At 61.7% G+C, this 26,588-nt stretch carries 24 protein-coding genes and 1 tRNA gene; 16 read left to right on the top strand and 9 right to left on the bottom strand.

Features of this window, described 5'->3' with window-relative positions; translation table 11 throughout:
• Positions 1 to 39 precede the first annotated feature (39 nt).
• The gene (gene acpA / locus KUA11_RS12420; RefSeq protein WP_254454910.1) at positions 40 to 1,581 is read right to left on the bottom strand and encodes an acid phosphatase; all 1,542 of its coding nucleotides are present in this window, start codon (positions 1,579 to 1,581) and stop codon (positions 40 to 42) included.
• A 108-nt stretch (positions 1,582 to 1,689) separates the two neighbouring features.
• Here acpA and KUA11_RS12415 point away from each other — a divergent pair, with 108 nt between their 5' ends.
• The 5 genes from KUA11_RS12415 to KUA11_RS12395 all read left to right on the top strand — a co-directional run bounded on the left by KUA11_RS12415 (position 1,690) and on the right by KUA11_RS12395 (position 7,485).
• On the top strand, positions 1,690 to 2,880 hold the full coding sequence (locus tag KUA11_RS12415) for a cytochrome-c peroxidase (RefSeq protein ID WP_217410588.1): 1,191 nt from the start codon (positions 1,690 to 1,692) through the stop codon (positions 2,878 to 2,880).
• A gap of 262 nt (positions 2,881 to 3,142) precedes the next feature.
• Positions 3,143 to 4,561, top strand: coding sequence for a cytochrome ubiquinol oxidase subunit I (locus KUA11_RS12410; RefSeq protein WP_217410587.1), 1,419 nt, complete (start codon positions 3,143 to 3,145; stop codon positions 4,559 to 4,561).
• A 1-nt stretch (position 4,562) separates the two neighbouring features.
• Entirely contained in the window at positions 4,563 to 5,585 is a 1,023-nt protein-coding gene (gene cydB / locus KUA11_RS12405) for a cytochrome d ubiquinol oxidase subunit II (protein WP_217410586.1), read from the top strand.
• A gap of 10 nt (positions 5,586 to 5,595) precedes the next feature.
• Positions 5,596 to 5,724, top strand: a complete 129-nt coding sequence (locus KUA11_RS12400) for a DUF2474 domain-containing protein (RefSeq protein ID WP_217410585.1) — start codon at positions 5,596 to 5,598, stop codon at positions 5,722 to 5,724.
• 129 nt (positions 5,725 to 5,853) lie between these two features.
• Complete coding sequence (locus KUA11_RS12395) at positions 5,854 to 7,485, top strand: VWA domain-containing protein (RefSeq protein WP_217410584.1); 1,632 nt, start codon at positions 5,854 to 5,856, stop codon at positions 7,483 to 7,485.
• A gap of 9 nt (positions 7,486 to 7,494) precedes the next feature.
• On the opposite strand, the gene KUA11_RS12390 is transcribed toward KUA11_RS12395, so the two are convergent.
• Positions 7,495 to 9,465: a S9 family peptidase gene (locus KUA11_RS12390; RefSeq protein WP_217410583.1), complete on the bottom strand. Its 1,971-nt coding sequence runs from the start codon at positions 9,463 to 9,465 to the stop codon at positions 7,495 to 7,497.
• Between the two features lie 177 nt (positions 9,466 to 9,642).
• On the opposite strand from KUA11_RS12390, the gene KUA11_RS12385 reads away from it, so the two are divergent.
• Positions 9,643 to 10,245: a DedA family protein gene (locus KUA11_RS12385; RefSeq protein ID WP_194303151.1), complete on the top strand. Its 603-nt coding sequence runs from the start codon at positions 9,643 to 9,645 to the stop codon at positions 10,243 to 10,245.
• 8 nt (positions 10,246 to 10,253) lie between these two features.
• Entirely contained in the window at positions 10,254 to 11,189 is a 936-nt protein-coding gene (locus KUA11_RS12380) for an SDR family oxidoreductase (RefSeq protein ID WP_254454909.1), read from the top strand.
• 89 nt (positions 11,190 to 11,278) lie between these two features.
• Here the strand turns inward: KUA11_RS12380 and rho are convergent, their stop codons facing one another.
• The 6 genes from rho to rfbB form a co-directional block, all read right to left on the bottom strand.
• Positions 11,279 to 12,574, bottom strand: coding sequence for a transcription termination factor Rho (gene rho / locus KUA11_RS12375; RefSeq protein WP_166312610.1), 1,296 nt, complete (start codon positions 12,572 to 12,574; stop codon positions 11,279 to 11,281).
• 234 nt (positions 12,575 to 12,808) lie between these two features.
• A complete protein-coding gene (gene corA, locus KUA11_RS12370; RefSeq protein WP_217410580.1) occupies positions 12,809 to 13,783 on the bottom strand; it encodes a magnesium/cobalt transporter CorA in 975 nt (324 codons plus the stop codon).
• A gap of 366 nt (positions 13,784 to 14,149) precedes the next feature.
• The gene (gene rfbD, locus KUA11_RS12365) at positions 14,150 to 15,052 is read right to left on the bottom strand and encodes a dTDP-4-dehydrorhamnose reductase (RefSeq protein ID WP_217410579.1); all 903 of its coding nucleotides are present in this window, start codon (positions 15,050 to 15,052) and stop codon (positions 14,150 to 14,152) included.
• Positions 15,049 to 15,609, bottom strand: coding sequence for a dTDP-4-dehydrorhamnose 3,5-epimerase (rfbC, locus tag KUA11_RS12360; protein WP_166312613.1), 561 nt, complete (start codon positions 15,607 to 15,609; stop codon positions 15,049 to 15,051). Before rfbC ends, rfbD begins: the two co-directional genes overlap by 4 nt.
• A 124-nt stretch (positions 15,610 to 15,733) precedes the next feature.
• On the bottom strand, positions 15,734 to 16,612 hold the full coding sequence (gene rfbA, locus KUA11_RS12355) for a glucose-1-phosphate thymidylyltransferase RfbA (RefSeq protein WP_217410702.1): 879 nt from the start codon (positions 16,610 to 16,612) through the stop codon (positions 15,734 to 15,736).
• Between the two features lie 33 nt (positions 16,613 to 16,645).
• Entirely contained in the window at positions 16,646 to 17,722 is a 1,077-nt protein-coding gene (gene rfbB, locus KUA11_RS12350; protein WP_217410578.1) for a dTDP-glucose 4,6-dehydratase, read from the bottom strand.
• 187 nt (positions 17,723 to 17,909) lie between these two features.
• Here rfbB and KUA11_RS12345 point away from each other — a divergent pair, with 187 nt between their 5' ends.
• From KUA11_RS12345 to KUA11_RS12330, 4 genes are all read left to right on the top strand, one after another.
• Positions 17,910 to 20,057 (top strand): hypothetical protein, encoded by a 2,148-nt coding sequence (locus tag KUA11_RS12345; RefSeq protein WP_217410577.1) that lies wholly within the window; start codon positions 17,910 to 17,912, stop codon positions 20,055 to 20,057.
• On the top strand, positions 20,057 to 20,755 hold the full coding sequence (locus tag KUA11_RS12340; protein ID WP_254454908.1) for a histidine phosphatase family protein: 699 nt from the start codon (positions 20,057 to 20,059) through the stop codon (positions 20,753 to 20,755). The genes KUA11_RS12345 and KUA11_RS12340 overlap by 1 nt, the downstream gene beginning before the upstream one ends.
• A gap of 120 nt (positions 20,756 to 20,875) precedes the next feature.
• A tRNA-Gly gene (locus KUA11_RS12335) sits at positions 20,876 to 20,950 on the top strand.
• A 92-nt stretch (positions 20,951 to 21,042) separates the two neighbouring features.
• Positions 21,043 to 22,182 carry an asparaginase gene (locus KUA11_RS12330; protein ID WP_368041014.1) on the top strand — a complete coding sequence of 380 codons (1,140 nt, stop codon included), beginning with the start codon at positions 21,043 to 21,045 and terminating at the stop codon, positions 22,180 to 22,182.
• Between the two features lie 81 nt (positions 22,183 to 22,263).
• On the opposite strand, the gene rpsU is transcribed toward KUA11_RS12330, so the two are convergent.
• Positions 22,264 to 22,467 carry a 30S ribosomal protein S21 gene (gene rpsU / locus KUA11_RS12325; RefSeq protein WP_146887076.1) on the bottom strand — a complete coding sequence of 68 codons (204 nt, stop codon included), beginning with the start codon at positions 22,465 to 22,467 and terminating at the stop codon, positions 22,264 to 22,266.
• Positions 22,468 to 22,681: 214 nt separating this feature from the next.
• On the opposite strand from rpsU, the gene def reads away from it, so the two are divergent.
• From def to KUA11_RS12300, 5 genes are read left to right on the top strand one after another with little or no spacing between them, the layout of a single operon-like run.
• Positions 22,682 to 23,236 (top strand): peptide deformylase, encoded by a 555-nt coding sequence (gene def / locus KUA11_RS12320; RefSeq protein WP_217410576.1) that lies wholly within the window; start codon positions 22,682 to 22,684, stop codon positions 23,234 to 23,236.
• The gene (locus KUA11_RS12315) at positions 23,233 to 23,898 is read left to right on the top strand and encodes a ubiquinone biosynthesis protein COQ9 (RefSeq protein ID WP_217410575.1); all 666 of its coding nucleotides are present in this window, start codon (positions 23,233 to 23,235) and stop codon (positions 23,896 to 23,898) included. Before def ends, KUA11_RS12315 begins: the two co-directional genes overlap by 4 nt.
• Positions 23,895 to 24,458 (top strand): MarR family winged helix-turn-helix transcriptional regulator, encoded by a 564-nt coding sequence (locus tag KUA11_RS12310; protein ID WP_217410574.1) that lies wholly within the window; start codon positions 23,895 to 23,897, stop codon positions 24,456 to 24,458. The genes KUA11_RS12315 and KUA11_RS12310 overlap by 4 nt, the downstream gene beginning before the upstream one ends.
• Positions 24,459 to 24,471: 13 nt before the next feature.
• The gene (locus KUA11_RS12305; RefSeq protein ID WP_217410697.1) at positions 24,472 to 25,194 is read left to right on the top strand and encodes a response regulator; all 723 of its coding nucleotides are present in this window, start codon (positions 24,472 to 24,474) and stop codon (positions 25,192 to 25,194) included.
• A gap of 6 nt (positions 25,195 to 25,200) precedes the next feature.
• Positions 25,201 to 26,565 carry an ATP-binding protein gene (locus KUA11_RS12300; protein WP_368041013.1) on the top strand — a complete coding sequence of 455 codons (1,365 nt, stop codon included), beginning with the start codon at positions 25,201 to 25,203 and terminating at the stop codon, positions 26,563 to 26,565.
• The last annotated feature ends 23 nt before the right edge of the window (positions 26,566 to 26,588 follow it).

Genomic DNA, 26,588 nt, shown 5'->3' with positions numbered 1-26,588 from the left:
CTCTATCCCACAGCGCAGGGGTTGTGAACGCGCGCTTCGTTATGGAGCGGGGAGCAGCGTTTCCGTCAGGTCGCCAAGAGGCCGCTGGCCGTGTGCTGCGATGGCGGCGTCACGATCCACCAGACCCCGCAGAGGGAGCAGGCTGAAGCGTCGGTTAAGAAAACGCTGGATCGAGGTGGTGTCGTAGGACGTGTGTTCGACATGGTCCTTTTTCACGAAGGGCGAGATCAGGATTGCGGGAATGCGCGAACCCGGTCCCCAGCGGTCCCCTTTCGGGGGCGCCACATGATCCCACAGGCCGCCGTTCTCGTCATAGGTGACGATGACAAACATATGCGGCCATTGCGGGGAGTGTTCGAGATGCTCGATCAGCGTGGCCAGATGCGCGTCGCCTGAGGTGATGTTGGCATATCCCGGGTGCTGATCGAGATTGCCTTGGGGTTTGTAGAAGCTGACCTGCGGCAGACGTCCGGCATCGATATCGGCAAGGAACTTCACGCCGTCCATGCCACCATCGCGCAGATGCTCGTTTCGCGCTGCCGTGCCGGGAGCATAGGCGGCGTAATAATTGAAGGGTTGATGGTGTGGTTGAAAGGCGGGCGGTGAAGGTTTGAGGCCGCGTTTGAGCGCATCGTTCCACGCCCCCGCATACCATGCCCAGCTTATACCGGCCTGCGTCAGTCGCTCACCGATGGTGGTGTCTTTCTGGGGTGGAAGGGTTGTGGGCACAGACGGATCGGAGAGGGCCGCGTCCATGCCTTCGGGAGCCGGATTCCAGCTTGGCCGATAGGGCGGCTGCATGGTGTTCACGGCGTACCCATCGGGTGTGAGGTCGCCGTCATGGGCGAATTTCGGTGGCCCTTCGAGGGCCGAGCGTGGGGAATTGGCGGCCAGCGCAAGCGCCTTGCCATCGGGCGTGGTGTGCGCGATCAGGTCTTTCGCAGGACTGTTGGCGGCATCGGGATAGACCGGAGCGCAGGCACAGATCAGCCACTGATGGTTGAGGAAAGAGCCGCCGAATGCGCCCATGAAGAAATGATCCGCCAACGTGTAGCGCCGGGCGATGGACCACATCTTCATCCCTGCGCCAGCCCAGTTACCCATTGGCATCGCGCCCGCGTTGCCCCATGCGACGAAGCCATCGTTGTGGCCGCCGTCGATCTGCATGCGGTTCTGGTAGAAACGGTGCCACAGATCCCGGGTACGTAGGCTGTCGGGCACATTGAAGCCCTTGGCGGCGTCCACCTGAAAAGGCGCGTTGGGAAGATGCTCGGTCATGGCCTGCGTGACGGCCGGTGTGACGCCGCGCCCCGTCAGGCCGCCCCAGATGGGTGGCAGTTCGGGCAGCAGGCTGCCGTCGCGGTCCCGTTGGCGCAGGGCGGAAGCGGGCGCATGATCCAATCCGTCCGCACCGGGAAAGCGTCCGTACAGACTGTCGAAGGAACGGTTCTCGGCGTAGATCACCACGACCGTATCGATCTGCGAGAGGCGTTTGTCAGCAGGTGTGGCCCGAGCGGCGGAAGTCGTGTTCGACAGAGCCGCAAACAGCAGAAACGAGAGAGCCGGGAGTGAACGGCGCATGCGGCGAGTCTTCCATGCCATGACGAGGGGAGGCGGACGCGATGCGTCGTGGAGTGCGCAGGTCTGTTGTAAGGAAAAGCCGTTTTCGTGCAACCGGACGGAGGGGCCATGAAGTTCTGTGCGTCGTGGCCTATGTCTGGACTGGTCGTTCTCCTGACGGTCTTTGGCATCTCTCCGCTTGCCGCCCAATCCGTGATGTCGCGCGCCGAGGTGCGGGCGCGAACGGCGGAGTTGACGGCGCTTGGCGCCGCCCTGTTCCGCGATCCCCACCTGTCCGCCTCCGGACGCGTGTCCTGCGCATCCTGTCACGATCCGGTGCATGGCTTTGGTCCGCCCGATGCGCGCCCGGTGCAACCGGGTGGTGTGGACATGGCCCGCACCAGTTTCCGTGCTCCACCCTCGCTCACTTACCTTCAGGACGTGCCTGCGTTTTCCGAGCACGAGTTCGAGTCCGAAGACGAACTGGATGAAAGCGTGGACAACGGTCCGACAGGTGGTTTGACATGGGACGGGCGTGTGGACCGCACGGCGGTGCAGGCGCGTATTCCGCTGCTCTCGCCCGATGAGATGGCGAATCCTAATGAGACGGCGGTGGAGAAGGCTTTGGCCGCATTTGGCCACGGCCCGACGCTGGACCGTCTGGCGCTGAAAGGGGAGTCACGATTCGCTGTCGCGCTGGAGGCGCTGGAAGCCTATCAGCAGGAGGCGAAGACTTTCTATCCGTTCACCAGTCGTTACGATGGCTGGTTGGCGGGAAAGGAAAAACTTACGCCGCAGGAGCTTCACGGGCTGGCCCTGTTCGAAGATCCCGCGAAAGGGAACTGCTCGTCCTGCCATGTCAGTGCGCCGGGACGCGATGGTTCGCCACCGCGGTTCACCGATTATGGACTGATCGCGCTTGCCGTGCCGCGCAACAGGCAGATCGCCGCCAACCACGATTCTGCCTTTCATGACCTCGGGCTGTGCGGCCCACTCAGGACCGATTTCCGCGACCGGGCGGAGTATTGCGGTCTGTTCCGCACGCCTTCATTGCGTAATGTCGCGCAGCGGAAAGTGTTTTTCCATAACGGCGTTGTGCACGATCTGCGTGAGGCGGTGGCGTTCTATGTCACGCGCGACAGCGATCCGGGGCGATGGTATGCGCGCGGCCCCCACGGTGTGACGCTGTATGACGATCTTCCCCGCTGTTACTGGCCCAACATCAACATGGACCCGCCTTTCGGTCGCAAGACACCGGCACTCTCTGACGATGAGATTGACGCCGTTGTAGCCTTTCTCCGCACGCTCACGGATCGATAGGGACGGGAAGGCTGAGGGGGAGTGGGAACTTCTTTCCCACCTGTCTGTTTGTGCTCGTGTGCCCGACGGGAAAATGTGGCGCTTCGGCTTTTATTATTTACATAATAAATGAAATTATGAATATTATAAAATGTCGAGGGTCTGCGGCGGGTACCTACAATCCGACGTGCGATCACAAAAAATTGTTCCATGTCATGGACAGCCTGTGAATGGCTGATACATGGAGTGCATAAACAGCTGTTTTTTCTAAGGAACCGAGCTGATGTCGTCTGCGACCGCTCTGTTGCTCGCCCGGTGGCAATTCGCTTTCACGGTCGGGTTTCATATCGTTTTCCCCGCCTTCTCCATCGGGCTTGCGGCCTTTCTGGTCGTGCTGGAGGGAAACTGGCTCAGAACCGGCAGGGAAGTGTACCTCTCCCTCTACCGCTACTGGCTGAAGGTCTTCTCTCTCGTCTTTGGTATGGGCGTCGTCTCCGGTCTCGTCATGTCCTACGAGTTCGGCACTAACTGGTCGGTCTTTTCGCGAAAAGCCGGACCGATCACGGGTGTGCTGCTGTCCTACGAGGTGATGACGGCCTTCTTCCTTGAGGCCGGTTTCCTCGGTGTCATGCTGTTCGGCATGAACCGCGTGGGCAAAGGGCTGCACTTTGCCGCCACCTGCATGGTCTCGTTCGGCACGCTTGTTTCCATGACGTGGATTCTTGCCTCCAACTCATGGATGCAGACTCCGCAGGGCTTCAGCATCGAGCCGGGCACGGGACGTTTTCTGCCCGAGAACTGGACTGCGATCATCTTCAACCCGTCCTTTCCCTATCGTCTGCTGCACATGGGACTGGCGGCATTCCTGTCGGTGGCCTTTGTGGTGGGCGCGACGGCGGCATGGCACATGCTGGCCGCGCGCAGGCGTGGTGAGAAAGCCAGCGAGCCGGTCCGCGTCATGTTCTCGATGGCGATGTGGATGGCCACCATCGTGGCTCCCGCCCAGCTTGTCGCGGGTGACATGCACGGCCTGAACACGCTGAAATATCAGCCCGCCAAGATCGCCGCGATGGAGGGCGACTGGGAGACGGAGGATCACGCTCCCGAGTTGCTGTTCGGCATTCCCAGCATGGAAGAGGAGCGCACGAATTATGCGGTGAAAGTGCCGCTGCTTGGTTCGCTCATCCTGACCCACAGCCTCGATGGCAAAGTGCCGGGGCTGAAGGATTTTCCGAAAGAAGACCGTCCGCCCTCCTATGTCGTTTTCTTCAGCTTCCGCATCATGGTGGCGCTTGGCCTGCTGATGATCGGCGTCGGTCTGTGGTCGCTCTTCGCCCGTTTGCGCGGCAGGTTGTATGATAGCCCGCTTTTGCTGCGCGCGGCGGTGCTGATGGCACCGGCCGGCTTCCTTGCCCTGCTGTGCGGTTGGGTCACTACCGAGGTTGGGCGTCAGCCGTGGACGGTCTACGGTCAGCTTCGGACCGAACACAGCGTCTCGCCCATCATGCTGCCCAGTATGGCCATTAGCATGACCGCGTTCGTGGTCTGTTACTTCTTTGTCTTCGGCACGGGTTTGATCCTGTTGGTGCGCACCCTGCGTCAGAGTCCGGTTCTGGGTGAGCCTGCGCCCGACGAGACCGGTGATCTCATCGGGCAGAGATCCCACGGCCATGAGGCCGAGGCGATCAAGGGAGGATACTGACATGGATACGGCCGCTTACTGGCTCCCCGTTGTCTGGGGCGTGATTCTCGCCGTCGCCATCACGATCTATGTGGTGCTGGACGGTTTCGATCTCGGCATCGGCATCCTCTTCGGTCTTGAGCAGGACCGGGACCGTCGTGACGTGATGATCAACACCATCGCACCGACCTGGGACGGCAACGAAACGTGGATGGTTCTTGGGGGTGCCGTGCTCTACGGCGTCTTCCCCGGCGCCTATTCCGTGTTGCTACCCGCGCTCTATCTGCCGATCCTGCTGATGCTCATCGCGCTCATCTTCCGTGGTGTGGCGTTCGAGTTCCGCGTGATCGGCCGTTCTTATGGCTATGGCGCGTTCTGGGATTTCGGCTTCATGGCCGGCTCCTTCATCGCGGCCTTCTGTCAGGGGGCAATCCTTGGAGGCGTTATTCAGGGTGTGAGCGTGACGGAGGATGCGTTCTCTGGTGGACCGTTCGACTGGCTCACGCCGTTCAGCATCTTTTGCGGGTTGGCGGTTGCGTGCGGCTATACCCTGCTGGGGGCCTGCTGGCTGATCTGGCGCACGGTAGGAGATCTCCAGCAGCAGTGCCGTCGCTGGGCAAAGAGACTGGCACCGCTGTTTCTGATCTCCATCGGTCTCATCAGCTCTTTCATGCTGCTGATCCACGTCTCCTATCTGCATCGCTGGACGGACATGCCCGACATTCTGTTCGTCGCTCCCGTGCCGGTTCTGGTGCTGATCCTCGCCATCGTGTTCTGGCGCAGTCTATCGCAGCCGGAGGCGCACAAGACACCGTTTGCGTGTGTGCTGGGCTGGTTCCTGCTGTGTCTGTCGGGTTTCGGTATTTCCATCTGGCCGTACGCCGTGCCGCCGAAACTGACTCTGTGGGACGTGTCCTCACCGCCATCGAGTCAGCTCTTTCAGCTTGTGGGAACGGTCATCATTGTTCCGGTTATTCTCGGCTACACGATCTGGTCCTACCGGATCTTCCGCGGCAAGGTGACGGCTGCGGGCAGCCATCACTGAAACCGGTCCCATGACGACACCCGACGGCCCACAGCCGGGATTTCTCCGGCGTTTCGGCTGGTTCGCCCTGATCTGGGCGGCCAGCACGACGGTTGTCATGGGAGGCGCGGAACTCATCCATATGATGATCCCGCGTTGAAATGCGGCGGCGCTGGAACATGGAATCCAGCGCCGCTTTTTTTATTTCTTAATGATCTTCGTGTTTCTGCTGTTCCTTATTTATTCTTTGAGGCGGACACAGACGTGTTTTGCCCGGATATGAAGGCAGATGAACGGACGTAGCCGGCAGTATTTCCAGCATCTGTTGCGGAGTATCTGGGGCGCTGTCCGTGCACGGTTTTCCTGCGGTGTCGTGCGGTCTCTGGTGCAGGATTGCAGCGGCGGCATCACGGCTATCGTTGGTTTGAGTCTGGGCGTGCTTCTGATGGCATTCGCCTGCGCCACGACGCTGGGAGAGGCGAATGTCGTCAAGAGCGACCTCCAGAGCGCGGTCGATGCGGCTGTGCTGGCGGGGGCGCGCTCCAACGATACCACTGCGAAAACGACTCATATGCAGGCCGTCTTCTGGCTCAACTTCGCCCGTAATGGCACCTCCGGTGGGACAGGGCCGGGGGGAAGCGCGGCGACCATCACGTCGCTGGAAGCGTCGGACAAGACGGTCAGCATGACGGCGAGTGCTACGGTCAGCATCATACCCTACACTCATGCGTTCGATCTGCCGGTCAGAGCGTCTGCGAGCGCGCAGGCGTCCACCACGGGCGTGGAGATGGCGCTGGTGATCGACAACACCGGCTCACTCGGTCACAGCGGCATGCAGGCCACCCGCGACGGCGCGAAAGCACTGATCGAGGCCGTGTTACCCGATGACAGCGTGAAGGATACGTGGATTTCCATCGTGCCTTTTGGTGCAGTTGTGAATTTCGGTCCCACCCACACAAACTGGCTGTCTTCCAGTTTCAATGAAGAAGCTTACAGTCCGACAAGTTGGGAAGGCTGCATGATGGCACGCACCGATGGCGGCCATGATCGTGATGATGCGACGCCCTCCGAAGCCCCTTTCGATGCCTTTATTTATCCCTCCACCTATCCCCAGTGGGGGCGTTTTGGCTGGACTTATACGTCGGGAGGCAACAGCGTTGTTCTCGCGTCTCCGTCGAAGGGACAGCAGCCCGGCGATAACAGTTGGGATCGCTCCAATCCGGCGAGTATTAGCGAAACCTATAATTATCCAGAAAGCCCGTCCTATCCCGGCAGTTCGATCTACACGTCGAACGCAAGCAACCCGATCGGCTGGTTTGCCACCGGTCCCAATCTGGGTTGCCCTTATCAGCCCATCGTGCCGGAAACCTCCGATCAGGCGACGCTGCTGGCGGCGATCGACAACATGCGGATGGTCTGGCGCGGTGGCACCATGATCAACACCGGCTTGCAGGCGGGTTGGTTGACCATTAGTTCCAACTGGCAAGGGTGGTGGGGGGACGCAGATCTCCCGCAGGCTACTGGCAAGACCCAGAAGGTGATTGTTCTGATGACGGACGGCACCAATGGCTGGACCTCCGTTTCGGGGCAGGGGCTTTATCCCGATGCCAACGGAGACGGCGACATGACGGCTTATGGGCGTTTGTCAGACAATACTCTCGGTGCGTCCGGCTCTGGCAGCGCTTACGTGCAGTTGAACGCCATCACCAGCGAATTGTGTACCAATATCAAGGCACAGGGCATCACGATCTATGTGCTGCTCTTCAACCATTCATCGTCCGTCGATACGACGACGCAGAATCTCATGGAAGGATGCGCCACCTCCGGCGACACCTATTTCGTTTCACCCGATGCAGAATCGTTGCAGGCGACTTTCAGCCAGATCGGCAGTCAGATCGCCAATGTGATGATTACGAAATAGCCGCATCAATCAGCCTGCAAGCGCAGCCAGATCCTGTGGCGACAGATCGAGATCCGCAGGTGTGAAACCGAAAATCTCGCCATAAAACGCGAGTTCGAGCTGGAAAGCACGTGTCAGCGTGTCTTCGCTGCGAAAACCATGGCCTTCACCGGGAAACTCGATCAGCGGGCAGCGCACATGATTGCGTCGCAGCGCCTCAACCATCGAGCGGGCCTGCGCGGGCGGCACCACGGTGTCGTCCAGTCCTTGCAGGAACAGAACCGGCGCGTGGATATGTTCCGCCATGAAAAGCGGTGAGCGGGCGCGGTAGATGGCTTCCGCCTCAGGCCACGGACCGATCAGACCATCGAGATAGCGGGACTCGAACTTGTGAGTCTCCTGCGCCAACGCTCGCAGATCCACCACGCCGTACAGGCTGACACCGGCGGCAAACACATCGGATGTGGCAAGGGCTGCCAGCACTGTCATGCCGCCCGCACTCGAGCCACGGATGGCGATGCGCCGAGCATCGACACGGCCCGATGCGGCGATGTGGCGCGTGGCGGCGATGCAATCTGCCACGTCACGCACACCCCATTGGCCGTCCAATCGCTCCCGCCACGCGCGGCCAAAACCGGTCGAGCCGCTGTAATTCACATCCAGCACGGCGAATCCCCGGCTGGTCCACCATTGCACCTTGAATGAGAACGACTCATTGGCGCGGGCCGTCGGACCGCCATGGGCCATGACGATCAGGGGCGGGCGTTCACCCTCGGGCACACGGTAGCGATGGCTTGTGGGGGAGTAAAAAAAGGCGTGGCCGGTCGCGCCATCGTCGAGTGAGAAATGCACGCTCTCCGGCATGGCGATGTCCTCGCGCCCGAAGGGCAGTTCCGTGGCGCGACGCAGCACGTGTGGTGGTTGATCGGGGTGCCCTGTCACGACGGCGGACGCGGCGTCTGCCGGGGCATCGAGCCATGCGAAGGCGGAGTCTTTTCCTGCAAGGGGCACGGGGCATTGATCGGGTTGTCCCAGATCGACCGGTATGGGGAGGAAGGTGCCTTCTTCCCCGCGCGTCAGGCGTACTGTGCGCGTCTGTCCATCTTCCACGACCAGAGCGAGAAGGGAGCCGTCAGCAAGAAGCGTGTAGCTGCGCTGGCCGAAGACCCAGTGCGGTTGGCCGATTTCGGCCTTCATGGGGCAAAGCGCGGTGGCGGCCGCGCCGTCCAGCGAGAAACGGTAGAGGTTCCACCAGCCACTACGGTCCGAAAGGGCAAGAAGAGTGCGTGCGTCCGCCCAGCGAGGTTCGGTCACGGATTCGGGCGTGCTACTTTCGCCCGCCAGCACGCGGACAGGGGTGAGGGGCGTGGAGCCGCTCAGGGGCGCCACGCACAGGCGTGTGGCCGTCCATGGCATGGCGGGATGGTCCCACTCGATCCACGCCAGATGAGCGCCATCGGGCGAAGGAGTGGGGGAGGAGTAGAAATCCGCTCCGCATGCGAGGATGCGGCTGTTGTCGTGTTGAGTGTCGCCATGCAGCGGCAGGGCCACGAGCATGTTGAGCGGTTCGCCTTTGCCGCGATGATCCTCGCGCACGGCAAAGACATGTTTGCCGTCTGGTGAGAGGGCAAAATCCGCGTGCCGCAGTCCCGGCTCGCGGATCAGGCAACGCAGCGCGCCTGTGGCGACATCCAGCGCATACACGTCCTCGTCACGGCGATTCGCGAACACCACCAGCCCGTCGCGGGCGGTGAAAGCGCCCCCGCCATATTCATGGACTTTCGTGGCGACATCCATATCGGACGGCGTCAGATCGCGCGGAGCATCCCCTTTGCGCCACAGCACAAAGGCTGTGCGACCTTTCTCGGCAGGACGACGTTCCAGCCACAGCACGGCGTCTCCCATGGTGGCGACGGCCGAAAGCGTGACGGTTTTCCCTGCAGCGAGTTTGGCTGTGACGGGCGAATGCCAGGTGCCGCATGGGGCGGGCTGTCGGGTCATGAAACCTCCGCGAAAACAGGGAAACGGGCGGAAGTCTACAGGATGTGCAGGCTTGACAGGGAGGTGTCCAGACGGTTCCTGACGAGTTCCGCTCCGCTCTCAGGATGTATCCTTCTGCTACATTATCTTGAAACACTGCTCTCGCATTACGGTTACGGCATCATCGGGGTCGTGGTGATGCTCGAGAGCATGGGTTTTCCGTTGCCAGCGGAAAGCCTGCTGATCGGAGCGTCCATTCTCTGTGCCACTACCCATCACCTGAGCATCTATGGTGTGGTGGTGGCCGGTGTGACGGGCGCGATCATGGGCGATAATTTCGGCTATCTGATCGGCCATATTTTCGGATTCAAGTTCCTGCATCGCTATGGAAAATATGTGGGGCTGACGGCGGATCGCATTCTTCTGGGGCGCTACATTTTTCGTCGCCATGGTGGTGTGGTGGTGTTTTTCGGTCGGTTCATTGCGGTGCTGCGGGTGTTCGTAGCACTTCTGGCAGGGGCGAACCGCATGCCCTGGCACACGTTTCTCCTGCACAATGCGCTGGGCGGACTCTGCTGGGCCGGTGGCTACAGCATGGGAGCCTATTTTCTTGGACAAGCCGCGACCAAGCTCTCCGGTCCCATCGCATGGGGCGTGGGCGCGGTGGCGGTCATCATCGGCATATGGGTGCTGATTTTTCTCCGCAGCAATGAAAGTCGTCTCATCGCGCAAGCCATGGAAGCGGCGAAGCACGACAAGGATCTGATCAGCGGGATCGAATCGGAGGTAACGAACGGATGACAGCAGCAATGGCGGCGACGGATTTTCTTGCATCCCTTGAACGGCAGGAGGGGCGCGTGGCGGTTGTCACCGGCGCGAACAGCGGCCTTGGGTTCGAGACGGCGTGTGGATTGGCCGCTCTCGGCGCGCACGTGATCCTTGCCGCCCGGAACGAGGAGCGCAACGCGAGCGCGCTGAAAGCGCTGCTGAAGCGCGTGCCCGGAGCAAAAGCGGAAACAGCGCGATTGGATCTGGCGTCTCTTGAATCGGTCGCGGCCTTTGCCGAGGGCCTGCATGCGCGTCTTCCAGCCCTCGACATTCTGGTCAACAACGCGGGCGTGATGGCGCCTCCCCTGCGGCAGGAGACGGTGGACGGCTTCGAGGTGCAGTTCGGGGTCAATCATCTGGGTCATTTCGCCCTGACCGGACGGTTGAAACCGCTGCTGGAAGCGGGACGCGGCATTGTCATCCCGGTGGCAAGTCTTGCCGCCGTGCATGCACATATCCAGTTCGACGATCTCCAGTGGCGCGCGCGTTACAGCCCGTTCGGAGCCTACAGGCAGAGCAAGCTGGCCAATCTTCTGTTCGGGCTGGAACTGGCGCGGCGGGCCAAGAAAGAGGGATGGAACCTGCACGCACGTATCGCACATCCGGGTTGGGCGCGAACCAGCCTCGTCAGCAACGGTATGGCGAAGGGCGTGAGTGCCTTGCGGGCATGGATCATCGATCATGGCTCGGCGCAGGCGTTCCGCTGGTTCGGTCAGTCGGCGCAGGCGGGCGCTGAGCCGATTCTGTATGCGGTCGCGTCCCGTCGGGCACGGGACGGCGTTTATTACGGACCAGATGGCGCGGGTGAGCGCAAGGGGCCGCCGGGCTGCGCGATCATTCCGCCATCCGCACACGATCCGTCCGTGGCGCGGCGGTTGTGGGAAGTATCGGAGCGTCTGACGGGTGTGGCGTTTTGACCTTTCGGGACTGGCCATGTGTCGGCACGTCGTAAAAGTCAGATGACATAAAAAAGCCCCGGAAAATCCGGGGCTTTTTCTTTGGGCGATCAGTTGTTCATCGCTTCGAAGAAGTCGTGGTTGGTCTTGCTGTATTTCAGCTTGTCCAACAGGAACTCCATCGCGTCCATCGTGCCCATGGGGGCGAGGATGCGGCGCAGCACCCACATCTTCGACAGGGTGGCACGATCGACCAGCAGCTCTTCCTTACGGGTGCCGCTCTTGGTGATGTCGATGGCCGGGAACACACGCTTGTCTGCCAGCTTGCGATCAAGGATCAGCTCGGAGTTGCCGGTGCCCTTGAACTCTTCGAAGATCACCTCGTCCATGCGCGATCCGGTGTCGATCAGCGCGGTGGCGATGATGGTCAGCGAGCCGCCTTCCTCGATGTTACGAGCCGCACCGAAGAAGCGCTTGGGGCGCTGAAGTGCGTTGGCGTCCACACCGCCGGTCAGCACCTTGCCCGATGAAGGGACGACGGTGTTGTAGGCGCGGGCCAGACGGGTGATGGAGTCGAGCAGGATCACTACGTCACGCTTGTGCTCGACCAGACGTTTGGCTTTCTCCAGCACCATCTCCGTGACCTGCACGTGACGCTGCGCCGGCTCATCGAAGGTGGAGGCCACGACTTCACCGCGCACGGAGCGGGCCATGTCGGTCACCTCCTCGGGGCGTTCGTCGATTAGCAGAACGATCAGGAACACCTCGGGGTGATTGGCCGAGATCGAACTTGCGATGCTCTGGAGCATCACGGTCTTGCCGGTGCGTGGCGGGGCGACGATCAGCGCGCGCTGGCCCATGCCGATGGGAGAGACGAGATCGATGACGCGGGACGTCAGATCGCGTGTTTGCCCCTTCTTACCTTTGGCGGGTGGCTCAAGGTCGACCGCCTGATTCTCGACTTCCATCTGGAGCCGGCGCTCGGGGTAGAGCGGCGTCAGATTATCGAAATTGATGCGGTGACGGACGGCTTCGGGTGGCTCGAAATTGATCGTGTTGATCTTGAGCAGCGAGAAGTAACGCTCGCCGTCGCGCGGAGCGCGGATCTGGCCCTCGACCGTGTCGCCGGTGCGCAGGCCGAAGCGGCGCACCTGCACGGGAGAGATGTAGATGTCGTCGGGGCCGGGGAGATAGTTGGCTTCTGGAGAGCGGAGGTAACCGAAGCCGTCGGGAAGGATCTCAAGGGTGCCATCGCCGTAGATCGCCTGGTCGTTGTCGGCCAGTGTCTTGAGGATGGTGAACATCAGCTCCTGCTTGCGCAGGGAGGAGGCGTTCTCGATGCCGAGGCTTTCGGCATAGGTCAGGAGATCGGCCGGAGACTTGGCCTTGAGTTCTGCAAGATGCATCGTGAGGAAATGCCCTGATTTCAGGCTATCGGGGAGGGCCAGGTCTCTTGCGGGTCCATATCCGGAGCGTGCCAGCCGGAAGGCCGGCAGGGAACGACCGAGGGTCGTGGCAAAAGACTGGATCTGAGGAACGCACCCGCCGGACAAAGCCCGGCCGGCTGGCGGTGAGTCTCGCATTACTGTCCGTGAGAGGGTCTTGTCAAGCGAGTGGAGACGTCTCCGGCGATGAAGCGATCATTCGCCCCATTTCAGCCAGCCACGCTTCCAGAACCAGATCAGCGGCAGAATGACGGACAGCGCCATCAGCACCAGCGAATACCAGTAGCCCCATGCCCAGTTCAGCTCGGGAATGTTCTTAAAGTTCATGCCGTAAATACCGGCGATCAGCGTGGGCGCCACGCCAATGAAGCTGACAACCGTGAGAACCTTCATGCTGTCGTTCTGCTCGATGCTGATGAAGCCAAGCGCCGCATCGAGCAAGAATTCGACTTTTCCGGACAACTGGGAGACAAAATCGGTCAGGGAGGAAACGTCACGATTGACTGTGGCGAGACGTGCTTCCAGCCCCTTGGCCAGTTCGCGCTTGCGGTTCTCGCTGATGTAGATGGCGATGCGGTCCAGTCCCAGAAGACTGTCGCGCACGAGGGAGGCGAAATCCTCGGCGTGACCGACCCGCCGCATGATGGTGCGCTGCCACGATGCGACGCGCTGGTCCCGCTTGGGATTGTAGCCCGAAAAGACATCGCGGGAGAGCTGGTTCAGGCTTAGCCCCACCTGTTCCAGCACATCGGCCAGTCGGTCCACGATGCATTCGAGGATGACCACCAGAGCTTCATCGCTGCTGATGGCATGGGGGGTGTCGGAGACCTGACGCGCCGCAGTATTGAAGGAGGTGTAGTCCGAAAAACGGACGGTCACGAGATGGTTTCGGGTGAGCACAAACCCGATCGGGGTGGAATCGAGTTCCGTGTCCGTGCGCCGCACAAGAGGTGTGGAGACATAGACCGCGTTTTCTTCCGTATGAAGACGGGACGAACTTTCGATTTCCTCGAGATCGTTGCGCTGCGGGATGCTTTCACCGCAGATTCGTGCCGCCAGCGCCCGCTCATTGTCGGTCGGATCCACCAGATCGAGCCAGACCGCGCCTGTCGCGTCTGTTTCCGTCTCCACGGCGCGGGCGGGCTGTCCGGTCCGATGAGCCAGAAACATGCGGTCACTCCTGCAGGGCTGCCAGACGCGGGGCGCCAGTGTTTAATGAAGGTGTGTTGTCGCAGAATACGCCAAATGTATCAAATGATGGCTGGATGACGGGCAAAGAGGTGGCATCCCGGTCTAGGGGGTGCTGTAAATGGAGTTTATGCTGCATTCGATGCGATTGGAGCGGAGCGAGTGCAACATGATGTGCACGGCTCGCGCGGGCATAAGGGTCTTTTGTCCGAAGCAATCGACCTTGATGCAATAAGGCCACTTTGTCTGTATGTGCGGATTTGGTCAGAGACCTGCGACGTCAGATGCGCGACAGGTGTTAGAGTAGGGAAGAAGGACCGGAGCCACGAAGCCCCGGTCCTAAGCCGCTCAGGCGGTCTTGTTCTCGAACACCGTGGTCACCGTGCGGACCACGCTCTCGCGCCATTGCGGCATCTTCACGCCGAACACCTGTGCCAGCTTGCCGTTGTCCATGCGCGAATCGGCCGGACGCTTGGCGGGTGTCGGCCAGTCTTCGGTGCGGATGGCCGCGACCTCGGGCATCTTCTGTCCGTGCTTAGCCGCTTCTTCCAGCGCCGCAACGGCCAGTTCATGCCATGTGGCCTCACCCGTGCCGCAGGCGTGGTAAATGCCCGCGAACTCGTCTTTCCATCCATTGCGCTCAATGAGGCCAAGGATGTCCAGAATGGCCTGCGCCAGATCGTCCGAGCAGGTCGGGTTGCCGCGCTGATCACCCACGACCTTGAGGGCCGGATTCTTCGCACCCGCGTTGATCATGGTGCGCACGAAGTTCTTGCCGTGGGCGGAATAGACCCATGACGTGCGCAGAATGATGGCCTTGGGATCGGCCGTCAGCACTTTCTGTTCACCCTCGGCCTTGGTGCGGCCATAGACCGTCTCGGGAGAGACGGGGTCCGTTTCCACATACGGCGCGCCCTTGTCGCCCGAGAACACATAGTCCGTGGAAACATGCACGAACGGAATGTTCCGTTTGGCGCAAGCTGCGGCCAGCAGGGCGGGACCTGTGCAGTTGGCGGCTTCAGCACCGGCGACTTCGGTCTCGGCCAGATCGACGGCGGTCCACGCGGCGGCGTTCACCACGGCGGAGGGATTGTATTTCGCCAGCGTGGCTTCGATGGTCTCGGGGTGCTCGAAATCGAACTCGGGACGACCGACGCGCACGACGCGCGTTCCCCCAAGATTGGCGAGTGATGTGGCGAGCTGCCCGTTACCGCCGGTGACGAGGATGGGGCCTGTGGCTGTGCTGCTCATGAGTAATGAAACCATCCCTTGGCGGCGGAGAACTCAGGGGCTTCCAGATCTTTCTCGGACAGCACTGCTTCTTCCGGCTTGATGGGCCAGTCGATGGCGAGTTCCTTGCTGTTCCAGATCACTGCGCGCTCGGAGGCCTTGTCGTAAAGGCCCGTGCATTTGTACTGCACTTCGGCATTCTCGGTCAGGGTGCAGAAGCCATGCAGGAAGCCGGGCGGAATCCACAGCTGCGACCAGTTGTCCTCGGACAGTTCAGCGGCCACCCACTTGCCATAGGTGGGCGAGCCGGTGCGGGCGTCGATGGCCACGTCCCAGATCGCGCCCTTGGTGCAGCGCACGAGCTTGCCCTGCGCGTGCGGATCGAGCTGGCAGTGCAGGCCACGCACCACGCCTTTCTGGCGCGACAGGCTCTGGTTGTCCTGCACGAAAGGCTGCGTGATGCCCGCATCCTTCATGCGCTGGATATTGTAGGTTTCGGAGAAGAACCCGCGATTATCCGCGAATTTCGGGGGGGTGACGAGGATGACGTCAGGAATCGCCAGACGTTCGACCTTCATGATTCAGCTCCACGAAATGAGGACATCGCCGGGATGGAAGTGGGGCGATGTCGGTGCGCCTCGGTTTTCGAGGCTAAGGGTAAATATGAGAAGGGGCGCGAAAAATCGTCCGCGCCCCTGTTCCTCACACCTGATCGGCGTGATCGGCCACTTCCCGCAACATGCGGCCAAGTTCGGTCTTGCCCATTTTGGCGGCGTGAGTGCGCAACTGCTGAGCGTCGATATAGCCCATGCGGAAGGCGACCTCGGCGGGGGAGCCGACGAGCATGCCCTGACGCGCCTGAATGGTGTGGACGAACTGGCCCGCCTGCATCAGGCTTTCCGGCAGTCCGGCGTCCAGCCACGCGCAGCCGCGGCCCAGACGATCGACCTGAAGCGAGCCTTCTTCCAGATAGAAACGGTTGAGATCGGTGATCTCCAGTTCGCCGCGCGGAGAGGGCTTCACCTGACGGGCGAAGTCATAGACGCGCTCATCGTAGAAATAGAGCCCGGTGATCGCCCAGTTGGACTGCGGCTTGTTGGGCTTTTCCTCGACGGTCAGGGCGGTGCCGTTCTCATCGAAGCTGACCACGCCGTAACGCTCGGGGTCGCGCACCTGATAGGCGAAGACGGTCGCGCCCTTCTTGAGTATCGCGGCCTTCTGGAGCGATTTCGACAGATGATCGGCAAAGATCAGGTTGTCGCCCAGCGCCAGTGCGCAGGGGCAGCCCTTGAGCCAGTCGCCCGCGATGATGAAGGCCTGCGCGATGCCGTCGGGGGTGGGCTGTTCGCGGTATTCGAAACGCACGCCGAATTGCGAGCCATCGCCCAGCAGCCGCTTGAACTGCGGCAGATCGGCAGGGGTGGAGATGATCATGATGTCCTTGATACCCGCCAGCATGAGCGTGGTGAGCGGGTAATAGACCATCGGCTTGTCATAGACGGGCAGGAGCTGCTTGCTCGCGGCCAGCGTCATCGGATACAGGCGCGTGCCCGATCCGCCGGCGAGCAGGATGCCCTTCATGTTCGTTTCGACTTTGGGAGTCTGGGTCATGAGTCAGTGTTTTCCCGAGTTCTGCTGCGTGGCCTGTCCCAGACGCTCCCCCGTGTAGCGGCGGGCCCGGATGGACTCCCACCACGCGCGGTTGTCGAGATACCACTGGACGGTCCGACGGATGCCGGATTCGAAATCGTGCTTCGCTTTCCAGCCGAGGGCCTTCTCGGCGTGCGAAGGATCGATCTCGTATTTGAAATCGTGCCCGGGACGGTCGGTCACGAAACGGATCAGGCGCTCGCGCGGACCGGCGGGATCGGGGCGCAGTTCATCGAGTACGGCGCAGATTGTCTTGACGACTTCAAGATTGGTGCGCGGCTGACGGGCGCCGATGGCGTAGGTCTCGTCCGGCTCACCCACCTCAACGGCGCGTACCAGAGCTTCGGCATGGTCTTCTACGAACAGCCAGTCGCGGATGTTCTCGCCCTTTCCATACACAGGCAGTTCCTTGGCCTCGATCGCATTGATCGTGACCAGCGGGATCAGCTTTTCGGGGAAGTGCCAGATGCCGTAATTGTTGGTGGTGTTGGTGACGAAGGTCGGCAGGCCGTAGGTGTGGAACCACGCGCGAACTAGATGGTCGGACGACGCCTTGGACGCAGAATACGGGCTGCGTGGGTCATACGGCGTGGTTTCGGTGAACGGCGGATCGTCCAGACCAAGCGCGCCGAACACTTCGTCGGTGGAAATGTGATGGAAACGGAACGCCTTGCGGGCGGTCTCATCGAGCGTCTGCCAATAGCCACGCGCGGCTTCGAGCAAGGTGTAGGTGCCGACCACGTTGGTCTGGATGAACACGCCCGGACCGTCGATGGAACGGTCCACATGGCTCTCGGCGGCCAGATGCATCACGGCGTCGGGACGGAAGCTCTCGAACAGTTTCGCCAGCGCGGGACCGTCGGTGATGTTCACCTGCGCGAACTGGTAGCGGTCCGAAGACGCGACGCTTGCCACGGTTTCGGGCGAGGCGGCATAGGTCATACAGTCCACATTGAGGACCGAATGATCGGTTGCGCCGATAATGTGGCGCACCACGGCGGAGCCAATGAAGCCGCAACCGCCTGTTAAAAGAATACGCATCAGAACATCCCGTTTCGAGTGCCCGGCAAAGGCTTACCTGTTGTCTAATAACCAACACAACGTCTCATCACCAGCGCGTGTGCACGGATTATCACCTGTCATTTGACTGTAACATGGACATGTTCATGTCACTTTGACGATGCTTGTGGCACACATGATGTCCTTTTGACGGCAAACGGAAGCGCAAATGCTGGCAGACCCTCCCGTGATGGCACGGTCGTGTATTCCCGCACGCCCCGATCTGCAGGTCGTGGCCGAAGGGCGCAGGCTCCGCCTTCTCCCTGACGGAGAAGCGCCTTTTCGAGTCATGATGGACGGCACGCTAGGCCTGTCGGGAAACTTCACCGCCAAGCGCCTTACAACTAATCAGGTGGGCATCCTGCGTCACGCTCTGGAGCTTGCCGCCCTTGTGGAGGGAAGCGGCGGGCTCCTTGCGCCCTGTCTGCGTGCAAGCTTCGCCGCCGCGCGAACGGCCGCACTGTTCCGGGCGCTGGATGGCGAGACGGACGACATCCCGGACTGGTCGCGGGAAATGGGAGGCCGGACGCCGCTCTCCGCTTCGCGTGTGGCTGCTCTCTGGCCGGTTCTGAGACCGTTTCTCTCTTTCCCTGCTGGCGTTCTGTCCGTTTCGCTGGATCGGGAGGCCGCTCGGGCTGTTTCGGAGTGGCTCGCGCGGACGTGGAATCTGATCGGTCCAGCCGAAACCCTGATGGCGGCGGGGGGCGACGCCCGCCTTGAACTCGATCCGCACACCGGCCTCAATCATTACGGCTGTTCTCACAGACCTCGGCCTTGGGCTGTCACCTTTTCGTCCTCGACCGCGTCGTCCGTCTCGGAGAGAGGCTTTGCGGGCGCGGAGCAGGCGCGGCTGCGCCTTCAGAGGGCGCTGCTGCATGATGAGGGGCAGAAAACACTGGCCGCGATGGCGCGGGAGATACGGTCGTTTCTTGCCCGGCATTTCGGTTTGCCGAATGGCGAGCACGTCATCCTCGCACCGTCCGGCACGGATTGCGAATTGGCGGCGCTGGTGCTCTCGGAGCGGAATCCGGCGCATCGTCCTGTCACCAATATCCTGATTGCGCCCGAAGAAACCGGAAGCGGTGTGCCGCTGGCGGCAGCAGGGCGGCACTTCGCCAGTGACACGGCGCGTGTTCCGCATGTGGAGCGGGGGGCGATCATTCCGGGCTTTTGCAAGGCCGGGGCGGTTGAGGTCGAGGTGGTGCCTCTCCGATGTCCCAACGGCGAGGAAGTGCCTGCCGACGAATTGGCGCGGCAATGTCGAAATCTCGTGCAAACGGCCGCACGACACGGTCGTCATGTGCTGCTGCATCAGCTTGACCTGTCCAAGACCGGCCTCCTTGCACCTGATGAGAGAGAACTTTCGGCACTGGCCGAAGAATCCGGCGCTACATTGGATGTCGTGGTCGATGCTTGTCAGGCGCGTCTCATGCCCGAACGTGTGGGGGGATGGGTCCGCGCCGGACGTGCGGTCATGGTGACGGGCTCGAAATTCGTTACCGGTCCACCGTTCTGCGGCGCGTTGCTGCTGCCCGAAACGTGGCGGGCGCGGCTGGAGGCCGCCGATGACCTGCCAGCTGGCCTGAAGGATTATGCAGGGCAAGGGGAGTGGCCCGCCTGCGCTGCGACGCGTGAGTTGTCGGCGGTCTCCAATCACGGGCTGATTCTGCGCTGGCAAGCGGCCATTGCCGAGATGAAAGCGCTTGAAGCGGTGCCAACCCCTGAAATCGGGCGCAGGCTCGATGTCTTCCTTGGTGCCGTGCGTGATGCCATGGAACAGGCGGATGACATCCGGCTGCTGGCAACGCCCTCGCCGATTCGTCCGCATCTTGCGCAGGAATGGGACGACAGAAGCACCATCCTGTGTTTTCTCGTGCGCGCGGTCGATGGCGTAGAGGATGGCGCGACGTTCCGTCCAATGCATCTGGAAGATGCGCGGCGCCTGTATCGCTGGCTGAATGCGGATCTGCGCCCTGCTTTTTCTCCCGATGAGACGGTCTATCATGACCCGAATGCCGGTCTTCTGTGCCATGTCGGGCAGCCGGTCGCGGTTCCAAGCGCGGAACTCGCGGGCGATATGGCGGGTGCTCTGCGGATTTCGGCGGGTGCACGGCTCGTCTCGGGTGAGCCGTCGCATGAGGGGATGGACACGGATGTCCGGCTGGCTCGCGAGATTGCGGACGCGCGAAGGATTCTCGCCAAGGTGGCGCTGATCCGTCGGCATTGGGCGCGGATCGCCCGTCACGATCCTCAGCCGACTTATGCGCCGGTGATGTGCGATGAAGACGATATGACAGGCTGGACTGGAAAACGATAATGGCAGACGGGACGATGAACGCGACGGCAGTGGATCAGCGTAATCACGGGCATTTTCTCGATGCGCCCATACTGGAGCCCGGCATCACCCGTTTCTGGCTGATTCGTCACGCGCTGGTGGAGCAGAACGCCCGCACGATGATGTACGGCACCATGGATGTTCCGTTATGTCCCGACAGTCTCGTCGCGCAGCAGCCGATGTATGAGGCGCTGGCTCGTCGTCTGCCGCGTGAGGCGCGGTGGTTCATCTCGCCGCTGTCACGCACGCGGCGTACCGCCCAGACCATCCAGAACGCCGGCTATGGCGCGCGTGGTCTGACGGTGGAACCCGGACTTGTCGAGCAGGATCTGGGAGAATGGCAGGGGCTTTCCCATGACGAATTTCCTGATCGTCTGGAAGAAGCGCCGCATTGTTTCTGGCCAATTTCCGCCAGCGAGACGCCACCGGGTGGGGAAAGCATGGAGACTGTCTGTAGTCGCGTGGGGCGCACGCTCGACCATCTGGCCCAGACACATGCCAAGGAGGACATGATTGTCGTCAGCCACGGAGGCGCAATCCGGGCCGCCATTGCCCATGCCCTGAAAATCGATGCGGATAAGGCGCTGCATTTTTCCATCCAGAACCTGTCTCTGACGATTCTGGAGCGCCTCAATGGTTCGTGGCGTGTGGTGACGGTGAACGAGTTGCCCGGAATCTGAACGATTTTTCCCAAATGAGCGGGCTGTCTTGGCGTGAGTGAAATTTTTCTTTTCCAAATGGCATTTTGTGGGTTGTGTCCACCGAGAGCCTGATCTAGATAACCCCTCGTCGCAGACGATGCGGGCGTAGCTCAGGGGTAGAGCACAACCTTGCCAAGGTTGGGGTCGAGGGTTCGAATCCCTTCGCCCGCTCCATCTTTCTCAAGGAAGATGGAGCGAAACTGGAAACGGCCTATGGGCCGTTTTTTTTGTGTCTGCATGCTGGTGTTCCAACCGTGGCGGGCGCCGTGAGCGCCTTTTCCCAATTCGCTTCCCACAAACATCGCGTTGTTCGCATGGGGCGTCTGGCCTATGTGCGGGGATGGGAGCGAACAATGGCGAAAGACAACAGTGTGGCGATAGCGGAAACTCTCCTGCCGCGTGTGCTCGTTCTCGCAACGGGCGGCACCATTTCCGGCACATCGGATGAACGCTCCGCCATCGGATACGATGCTGGTGGCGTCATGGGGGTCGAACTTGTGGCGGGGGTGCGGGGTCTCGATGATCTGGCGCGGCTGCAGGTGGAGCAGATCGCCAATATCGCCTCCCAGAATATGAACGCATCTGTCTGGTTCCAACTGGCGGAGCGTATCCGTCAGGCATGGTCAGAGGATGAAGCTGATGCCGTGGTCATCATCCATGGCACGGACACTCTCGAAGAGACGGCGTTCTTTCTCGACACCATTCTGCCCTATGGTCGCCCAGTCGTACTGACGGGGGCGATGCGGCCCGCGACCGCCCTTGGAGCCGATGGGCCCGCCAATCTGTATGAAGCAGTGAAAGTGGCGGCCAGTCCGCTAGCGCATAATCGCGGTGTGCTGGCGGTATTGAATGGGGACATCCATGCCGCACGCCGTGTGAGCAAGACGCATACGACGGCTTTGCAGACATTCCGTTCCCTCAACGGTGGTCCGGTGGGGTTTGTGGACGCGGAGACGGTTCGCTTCGTGTCGCAGGTGACGCAACAAGGAAAGCCGGCCTTTCTGACGCTTCCTGTCCATCCGGTGCTACCCTCTGTCGAGATCGTCTTCGCTCATGCGGGTATGGAGGCACGTCCGATCGACAGAGTCGTGGCGGATGGCGTGCGGGGTCTCGTTGTGGCGGGCATGGGTGACGGAAACGTGTCTGAGGCGGCACTGGGCGGTCTGGACCGTGCTGTAGCGGCCGGTGTTGTGGTTGTGCGGGCCAGTCGGGTGGCCGAGGGGTTCGTCAACCGCAATGTCGAGGTCGCGGATGATCGGCACGGGTTGGTGGCGTCTCTGGACATGAATCCGCAGAAAGCGCGGATTCTGCTTCAACTTCTGCTGGCCAATGATGTGACGGCACCGGGGGATGTGCAGCGGATGTTCCTCGCCTCCACTGGAGGCGCATTCTCGGACAACGACTGAAGACCCCAGCAAGATCGCATAAAAAAACCGGTCTTCCCTGCGGAGGACCGGTTCTTCGTTCTGCGCGAGCAGAAGGCGGGCTTAGAAGCCTTCGCGCTCCAGACGCTTGCGTTCCATCTTGCGGGCGCGACGGACAGCCTCGGCGGCCTCACGGGCGCGACGCTCGGACGGCTTCTCGTAGTGGCGGCGCAGCTTCATCTCGCGAAAGAGACCTTCGCGCTGCATCTTCTTCTTGAGTGCTTTGAGAGCCTGATCGACATTGTTGTCGCGAACGAGAACCTGCACTGGCTAGTCTTCTCCTGAGCGAACCCACTGGCTCGGTAAGCCGTGACAGGTTCGTGAGCTGATGTGAATGGACGAAGCCCCGTGAGGACTCGTCTGAATGAACTGGTCGGCTGCTTACCACAGGCTCGAGGCAAAAGACAATTCGAATCGGTGCCCGTTTCGGCGACGTCCGAAGGGGGGTATCCTACTCGCAAATGGTGGAAGTGAGGGCGGCATGACGGTGCTGGGAATTGCGCGGATGGGCCAGCCGGTCCTGACACAGCGTGCGGAAGACGTGGAGGATGTGACGGATCCCTCCATTCAGACGCTGATCGACGACATGATCGAGACCATGTGGGATGCTGGGGGCGTCGGACTCGCTGCACCGCAAGTTCACGTTTTGAAAAGAGTTTTCGTCTGTCGCGTGCCGGAATCCCGTCGTCATGAAGGGGAGGAACCGTTGGAGGGCGTGCAGGTTCTGGTCAATCCTGTCCTTCGTCCTGTGGGAGAGGCGATCGCCATGCGCCCTGAAGGGTGCCTGTCCATTCCGGGTTTGCGGGGCTGGGTGCCTCGTTACGTGCAGATCAGCTATGAAGGCATGGACCGCATAGGTCAGCGCGTAAGTGGGGTGGCCGGTGGATTCCACGCAAACGTGATGCAGCACGAGGCCGATCATCTCGATGGCATCCTCTACCCGATGCGCATGCCCGATCTAAGCCTGTTTGGATTCGAGGAGGAAGCCGGGCGTTTCCTGACAGCCGAAGCCGTGACGGAGAAGCTGGCGCGATGAGTCTCAAGGAAAAGGCGCTCCATTTCGCAATGGGGGCGGGGTATTCGCTCATGCAGACGATGACGCCTCCTGTGCTGGACCATGATCCAGAGCGCGAGGAGGCTTTGTGGAAACTGGCAGCGCAGGCGGGTGAGAAAGGGTGGACGCTCGCCGCGCTGAAGGAGGTGGCGGGCTGCGATGCGGATCTGCTCTTCCCCGGTGGACCGGCCGAAATGGTCGAGGCATGGGCCGATCTGGTGGATCGGGAGATGGTCCGGCGTGCTCAGCAGGCATTCGATATGGGAGCCTATCCGCGGCTGTCGGAGCGCGTGCGGCATTGCGTTCTGGAACGTCTGGACATTCTGGAGCCTTTTCGGGCGGCGGAACGTCGGGCTTGCGGGATCGCTCTGTCACCCTGTTCCGGCACGGCGTCGGGGCGGATGCTGGCGCGGACGGTCGATTCCATATGGCGGGCGGCGGAAGACACATCGGGCGGCGTCACATGGGTGACCAAGCGTGTCAGTCTGGCGACGGTGTATGTGCCGACTTTTCTCGCCTGGCTCGGTGGCAGCGACCGACGGGTAGTGGAACAGGTGCTCGATGCCGGTCTGGCGCGGGCGCGGACCGTGGGCATGTTGCGCAAGCGTGTGGAGAAATTTTCACCCTTTCATCGTGCGGCATGAACGGCTTCGGAAGGGGACAGAGCGACATCGGGGCGGGGGCAGATGTCCTCTTCCTGCGTGAACAGGAGATTCGTGGCGCCCAGCAGCTCATGGTGCTGGCGTGGCTCGATCTTGGTCGCACCATTGCTCCGCTTCTTGAGGAAATGGAACTGGGAGCGGCCCAATACCGCGCCTTGCAGATGCTGGCGCTTTTGCCCGGTCTGACGGTGGGGGAATTACAGTCCGTGCTGGGCGTGGCGAAGCAGAGTCTGGCCCGCACCCTGAACGAACTGCATGTCCGTGGGCTGGTGGCGTCCGAGCCGGGGCGGCAGGATCGGCGGCAGCGCTTTCTCAGTCTGACCGAGACAGGACAGGCCATGGAGGCGCGGCTGTTCGCGGCTCAACGTGAACTGATGGTCGGAGCGTATCGTGAGGCCGGAAGTGGGGCTGTGCGCGGATTCCGTCAGGTCTTGCGGGGTATGCTGTCGGAGCACAGTCGTGATCTTCTGGCCCGGAATGTGGAGATGCGGGCGCAGGTGGGCCAGAAGCAGGTGGGAAGGAGAATGCGTGATGGCCGGTGATACGGTGGAAGGTATGGGCCGTCCCGCGACGGCCGATGAGGGCATGGGAAGCGCGCATGTGCTGGTGGTGGACGACGATCCCCGTTTGCGCAGACTCTTGCAGCGTTATCTGCTGGAGCACGGCTTCCGCGTGACGGTGGCCGCTTCTGCGGCGGACGCCCGGCAGGCGCTGAGCTTCATGCTGCCCGATGCCGTGGTGCTGGATGTGACCATGCCCGGCGAGGACGGTCTGACGCTGACACGCTCTCTACGTGCAGAAGGGCTGGATATTCCCATCCTGCTGCTGACGGCTCGCGGCGAGCCTGAGGACCGGATCACGGGGCTGGAGGCAGGAGCCGATGATTATCTGGGCAAGCCATTCGAGCCACGTGAACTGCTTTTGCGACTCAAGGCGCATCTGCGGCGTTTCGCGCCTCCAGCCCCCACGGGCGAGTTGCGGATCGTCAGGCTCGGAAGTCTGGAGTTCGATCCCGCGCGCGGGATGCTGACGGGCGAGAACGGAACGGTGCACTTGACGGGCGGCGAATCGGCGCTTCTGAGCGTGCTGTCGCGTCACCCCAACGAGGTACTCTCACGCGAAGATATTGCGGCGGCGTTGGATATGACCGAGATCGGAGAGCGGGCGGTGGATGTGCAAGTGACGCGCCTGCGCCGCCGGATCGAGACCGATCCCAAGGAGCCGCGCTATCTGCATACGATTCGTGGTAAGGGCTACGTCCTCAAGCCGGGCGTGTAAGGCAGCGTGCGCGGTTTCCGCACGTTCTGGAGCGACGAACAGTTCGAACGCTCTGTCCGGCGCGTCCTGCCGCGTTCGTTTCTTGCGCGCGCGCTGCTGATCGTCCTGATCCCGATGCTGGTGACGGAGGGCATTGCGCTCGAACTGTTCTACGGCACCTATCTGCGCGTGATGTCGCGCCGCATGTCCGACAGTGTCGTGGCGGATATCGCTCTCTCGCTCGATCTGATGGAACGCTATCGTGGCGGTGGCGACCGGGCATGGCTGGCGCGGCAGATGCTGGCGCGCACCCAGCTCGACATGCAGTGGCGGCAGGGCTCACGCTTGCTACGTACCGGCTCCACCCATGTGATCGGGCCGATGGACGAAGATCTGGTCCATGCGCTTCAGGCAGCCATTGCCCGTCCGTTCTTTGTGGACTGGCTGACGGACGAACATCGCGTGTACATCCGCATCCAGCTTCCCGATGGTGTGCTCAGCGTAGACACGCCCCGCAAACGGCTGGACGTGGGGCAGTTGTGGTTGTTCGTGCTGTGGGCCATCGGCAGTTCGCTGCTGCTGTTCGCCATTGCCGCCCTGTTCATGCGCAATCAGGTTCGTGCCATCCGCAGGCTGGGCAAGGCAGCGGAGCAGTTTGGACTAGGACGGGATGTGGAGCCGATCCGTCCGGAAGGCGCACGCGAGGTGCGACGGGCGGCGGTGGCCTTCAACCGTATGCGTGACCGGATCTCGCGTTTCGTCATGCAGCGCACGGCGGTTCTGGCTGGCGTGTCGCACGATCTGCGCACACCGCTTACCCGCCTGCGTCTCTCGCTGGCCATGCTGCCGCAGTCAGGCGTCGTGGATGCCGCGACACTCCGTGAGGACGTCGTCGATATGGTGGCGGACGTGGCGGAAATGGAGCGGATGATCGAGGGGTATCTGTCGTTTGCGCGTGGCGAAGGAGCGGAGACGCCGGTGGAACTCGATATCGGCGCCCTGCTGGATGACGTGGCGATGGCGGCGCGTCGGGGCGGTGCCCGGATAAGAGGCGTCAGTCATGATGCCGATCTGATGCTGGAAGCGCGTCCCGATGCCATGCGACGGATGCTGATGAATGTGGTCGAGAATGCACGCAGGCTTGGTGCGGGCATCTGGATCAGCGGCCGGGCGGAAGGCCGGAACGTGGTCATCGAGGTTGACGATGACGGTCCCGGTATTCCGGCCATTCAGCGCGAGGAGGTTTTCCGTGCTTTTGCCAGTGGGGCGCAGGGTGGGACCGGGCTGGGCCTGACCATTGTGCGCGATATCGTGCGCGCTCACGGCGGAGAAGTGCGGCTGGCCAAGAGCGAGCGCGGTGGGCTGAACGTACGGATCACGCTGCCGCGCTGACGCCCCGAAAGGACATCAGGTCA

The organism is Acetobacter estunensis (assembly GCF_019083805.1).
Lineage (GTDB): Bacteria > Pseudomonadota > Alphaproteobacteria > Acetobacterales > Acetobacteraceae > Acetobacter > Acetobacter estunensis_A.
The sequence above is the reverse complement of the archived record's forward strand: the minus strand, read 5'-3'. Positions and strand labels throughout refer to the sequence as shown.

Excerpts from the sequence above, each read along its gene's own strand:
- acpA (WP_254454910.1), bottom strand. The coding sequence starts at position 1,581 with ATGCGCCGTTCACTCCCGGCTCTCTCGTTTCTGCTGTTTGCGGCTCTG.
- KUA11_RS12415 (WP_217410588.1), top strand. The coding sequence starts at position 1,690 with ATGAAGTTCTGTGCGTCGTGGCCTATGTCTGGACTGGTCGTTCTCCTG.
- KUA11_RS12410 (WP_217410587.1), top strand. The coding sequence starts at position 3,143 with ATGTCGTCTGCGACCGCTCTGTTGCTCGCCCGGTGGCAATTCGCTTTC.
- cydB (WP_217410586.1), top strand. The coding sequence starts at position 4,563 with ATGGATACGGCCGCTTACTGGCTCCCCGTTGTCTGGGGCGTGATTCTC.
- KUA11_RS12400 (WP_217410585.1), top strand. The coding sequence starts at position 5,596 with ATGACGACACCCGACGGCCCACAGCCGGGATTTCTCCGGCGTTTCGGC.
- KUA11_RS12395 (WP_217410584.1), top strand. The coding sequence starts at position 5,854 with ATGAACGGACGTAGCCGGCAGTATTTCCAGCATCTGTTGCGGAGTATC.
- KUA11_RS12390 (WP_217410583.1), bottom strand. The coding sequence starts at position 9,465 with ATGACCCGACAGCCCGCCCCATGCGGCACCTGGCATTCGCCCGTCACA.
- KUA11_RS12385 (WP_194303151.1), top strand. The coding sequence starts at position 9,643 with ATGCTCGAGAGCATGGGTTTTCCGTTGCCAGCGGAAAGCCTGCTGATC.
- KUA11_RS12380 (WP_254454909.1), top strand. The coding sequence starts at position 10,254 with ATGGCGGCGACGGATTTTCTTGCATCCCTTGAACGGCAGGAGGGGCGC.
- rho (WP_166312610.1), bottom strand. The coding sequence starts at position 12,574 with ATGCATCTTGCAGAACTCAAGGCCAAGTCTCCGGCCGATCTCCTGACC.
- corA (WP_217410580.1), bottom strand. The coding sequence starts at position 13,783 with ATGTTTCTGGCTCATCGGACCGGACAGCCCGCCCGCGCCGTGGAGACG.
- rfbD (WP_217410579.1), bottom strand. The coding sequence starts at position 15,052 with ATGAGCAGCACAGCCACAGGCCCCATCCTCGTCACCGGCGGTAACGGG.
- rfbC (WP_166312613.1), bottom strand. The coding sequence starts at position 15,609 with ATGAAGGTCGAACGTCTGGCGATTCCTGACGTCATCCTCGTCACCCCC.
- rfbA (WP_217410702.1), bottom strand. The coding sequence starts at position 16,612 with ATGAAGGGCATCCTGCTCGCCGGCGGATCGGGCACGCGCCTGTATCCG.
- rfbB (WP_217410578.1), bottom strand. The coding sequence starts at position 17,722 with ATGCGTATTCTTTTAACAGGCGGTTGCGGCTTCATTGGCTCCGCCGTG.
- KUA11_RS12345 (WP_217410577.1), top strand. The coding sequence starts at position 17,910 with ATGCTGGCAGACCCTCCCGTGATGGCACGGTCGTGTATTCCCGCACGC.
- KUA11_RS12340 (WP_254454908.1), top strand. The coding sequence starts at position 20,057 with ATGGCAGACGGGACGATGAACGCGACGGCAGTGGATCAGCGTAATCAC.
- def (WP_217410576.1), top strand. The coding sequence starts at position 22,682 with ATGACGGTGCTGGGAATTGCGCGGATGGGCCAGCCGGTCCTGACACAG.
- KUA11_RS12315 (WP_217410575.1), top strand. The coding sequence starts at position 23,233 with ATGAGTCTCAAGGAAAAGGCGCTCCATTTCGCAATGGGGGCGGGGTAT.
- KUA11_RS12310 (WP_217410574.1), top strand. The coding sequence starts at position 23,895 with ATGAACGGCTTCGGAAGGGGACAGAGCGACATCGGGGCGGGGGCAGAT.
- KUA11_RS12305 (WP_217410697.1), top strand. The coding sequence starts at position 24,472 with ATGGGCCGTCCCGCGACGGCCGATGAGGGCATGGGAAGCGCGCATGTG.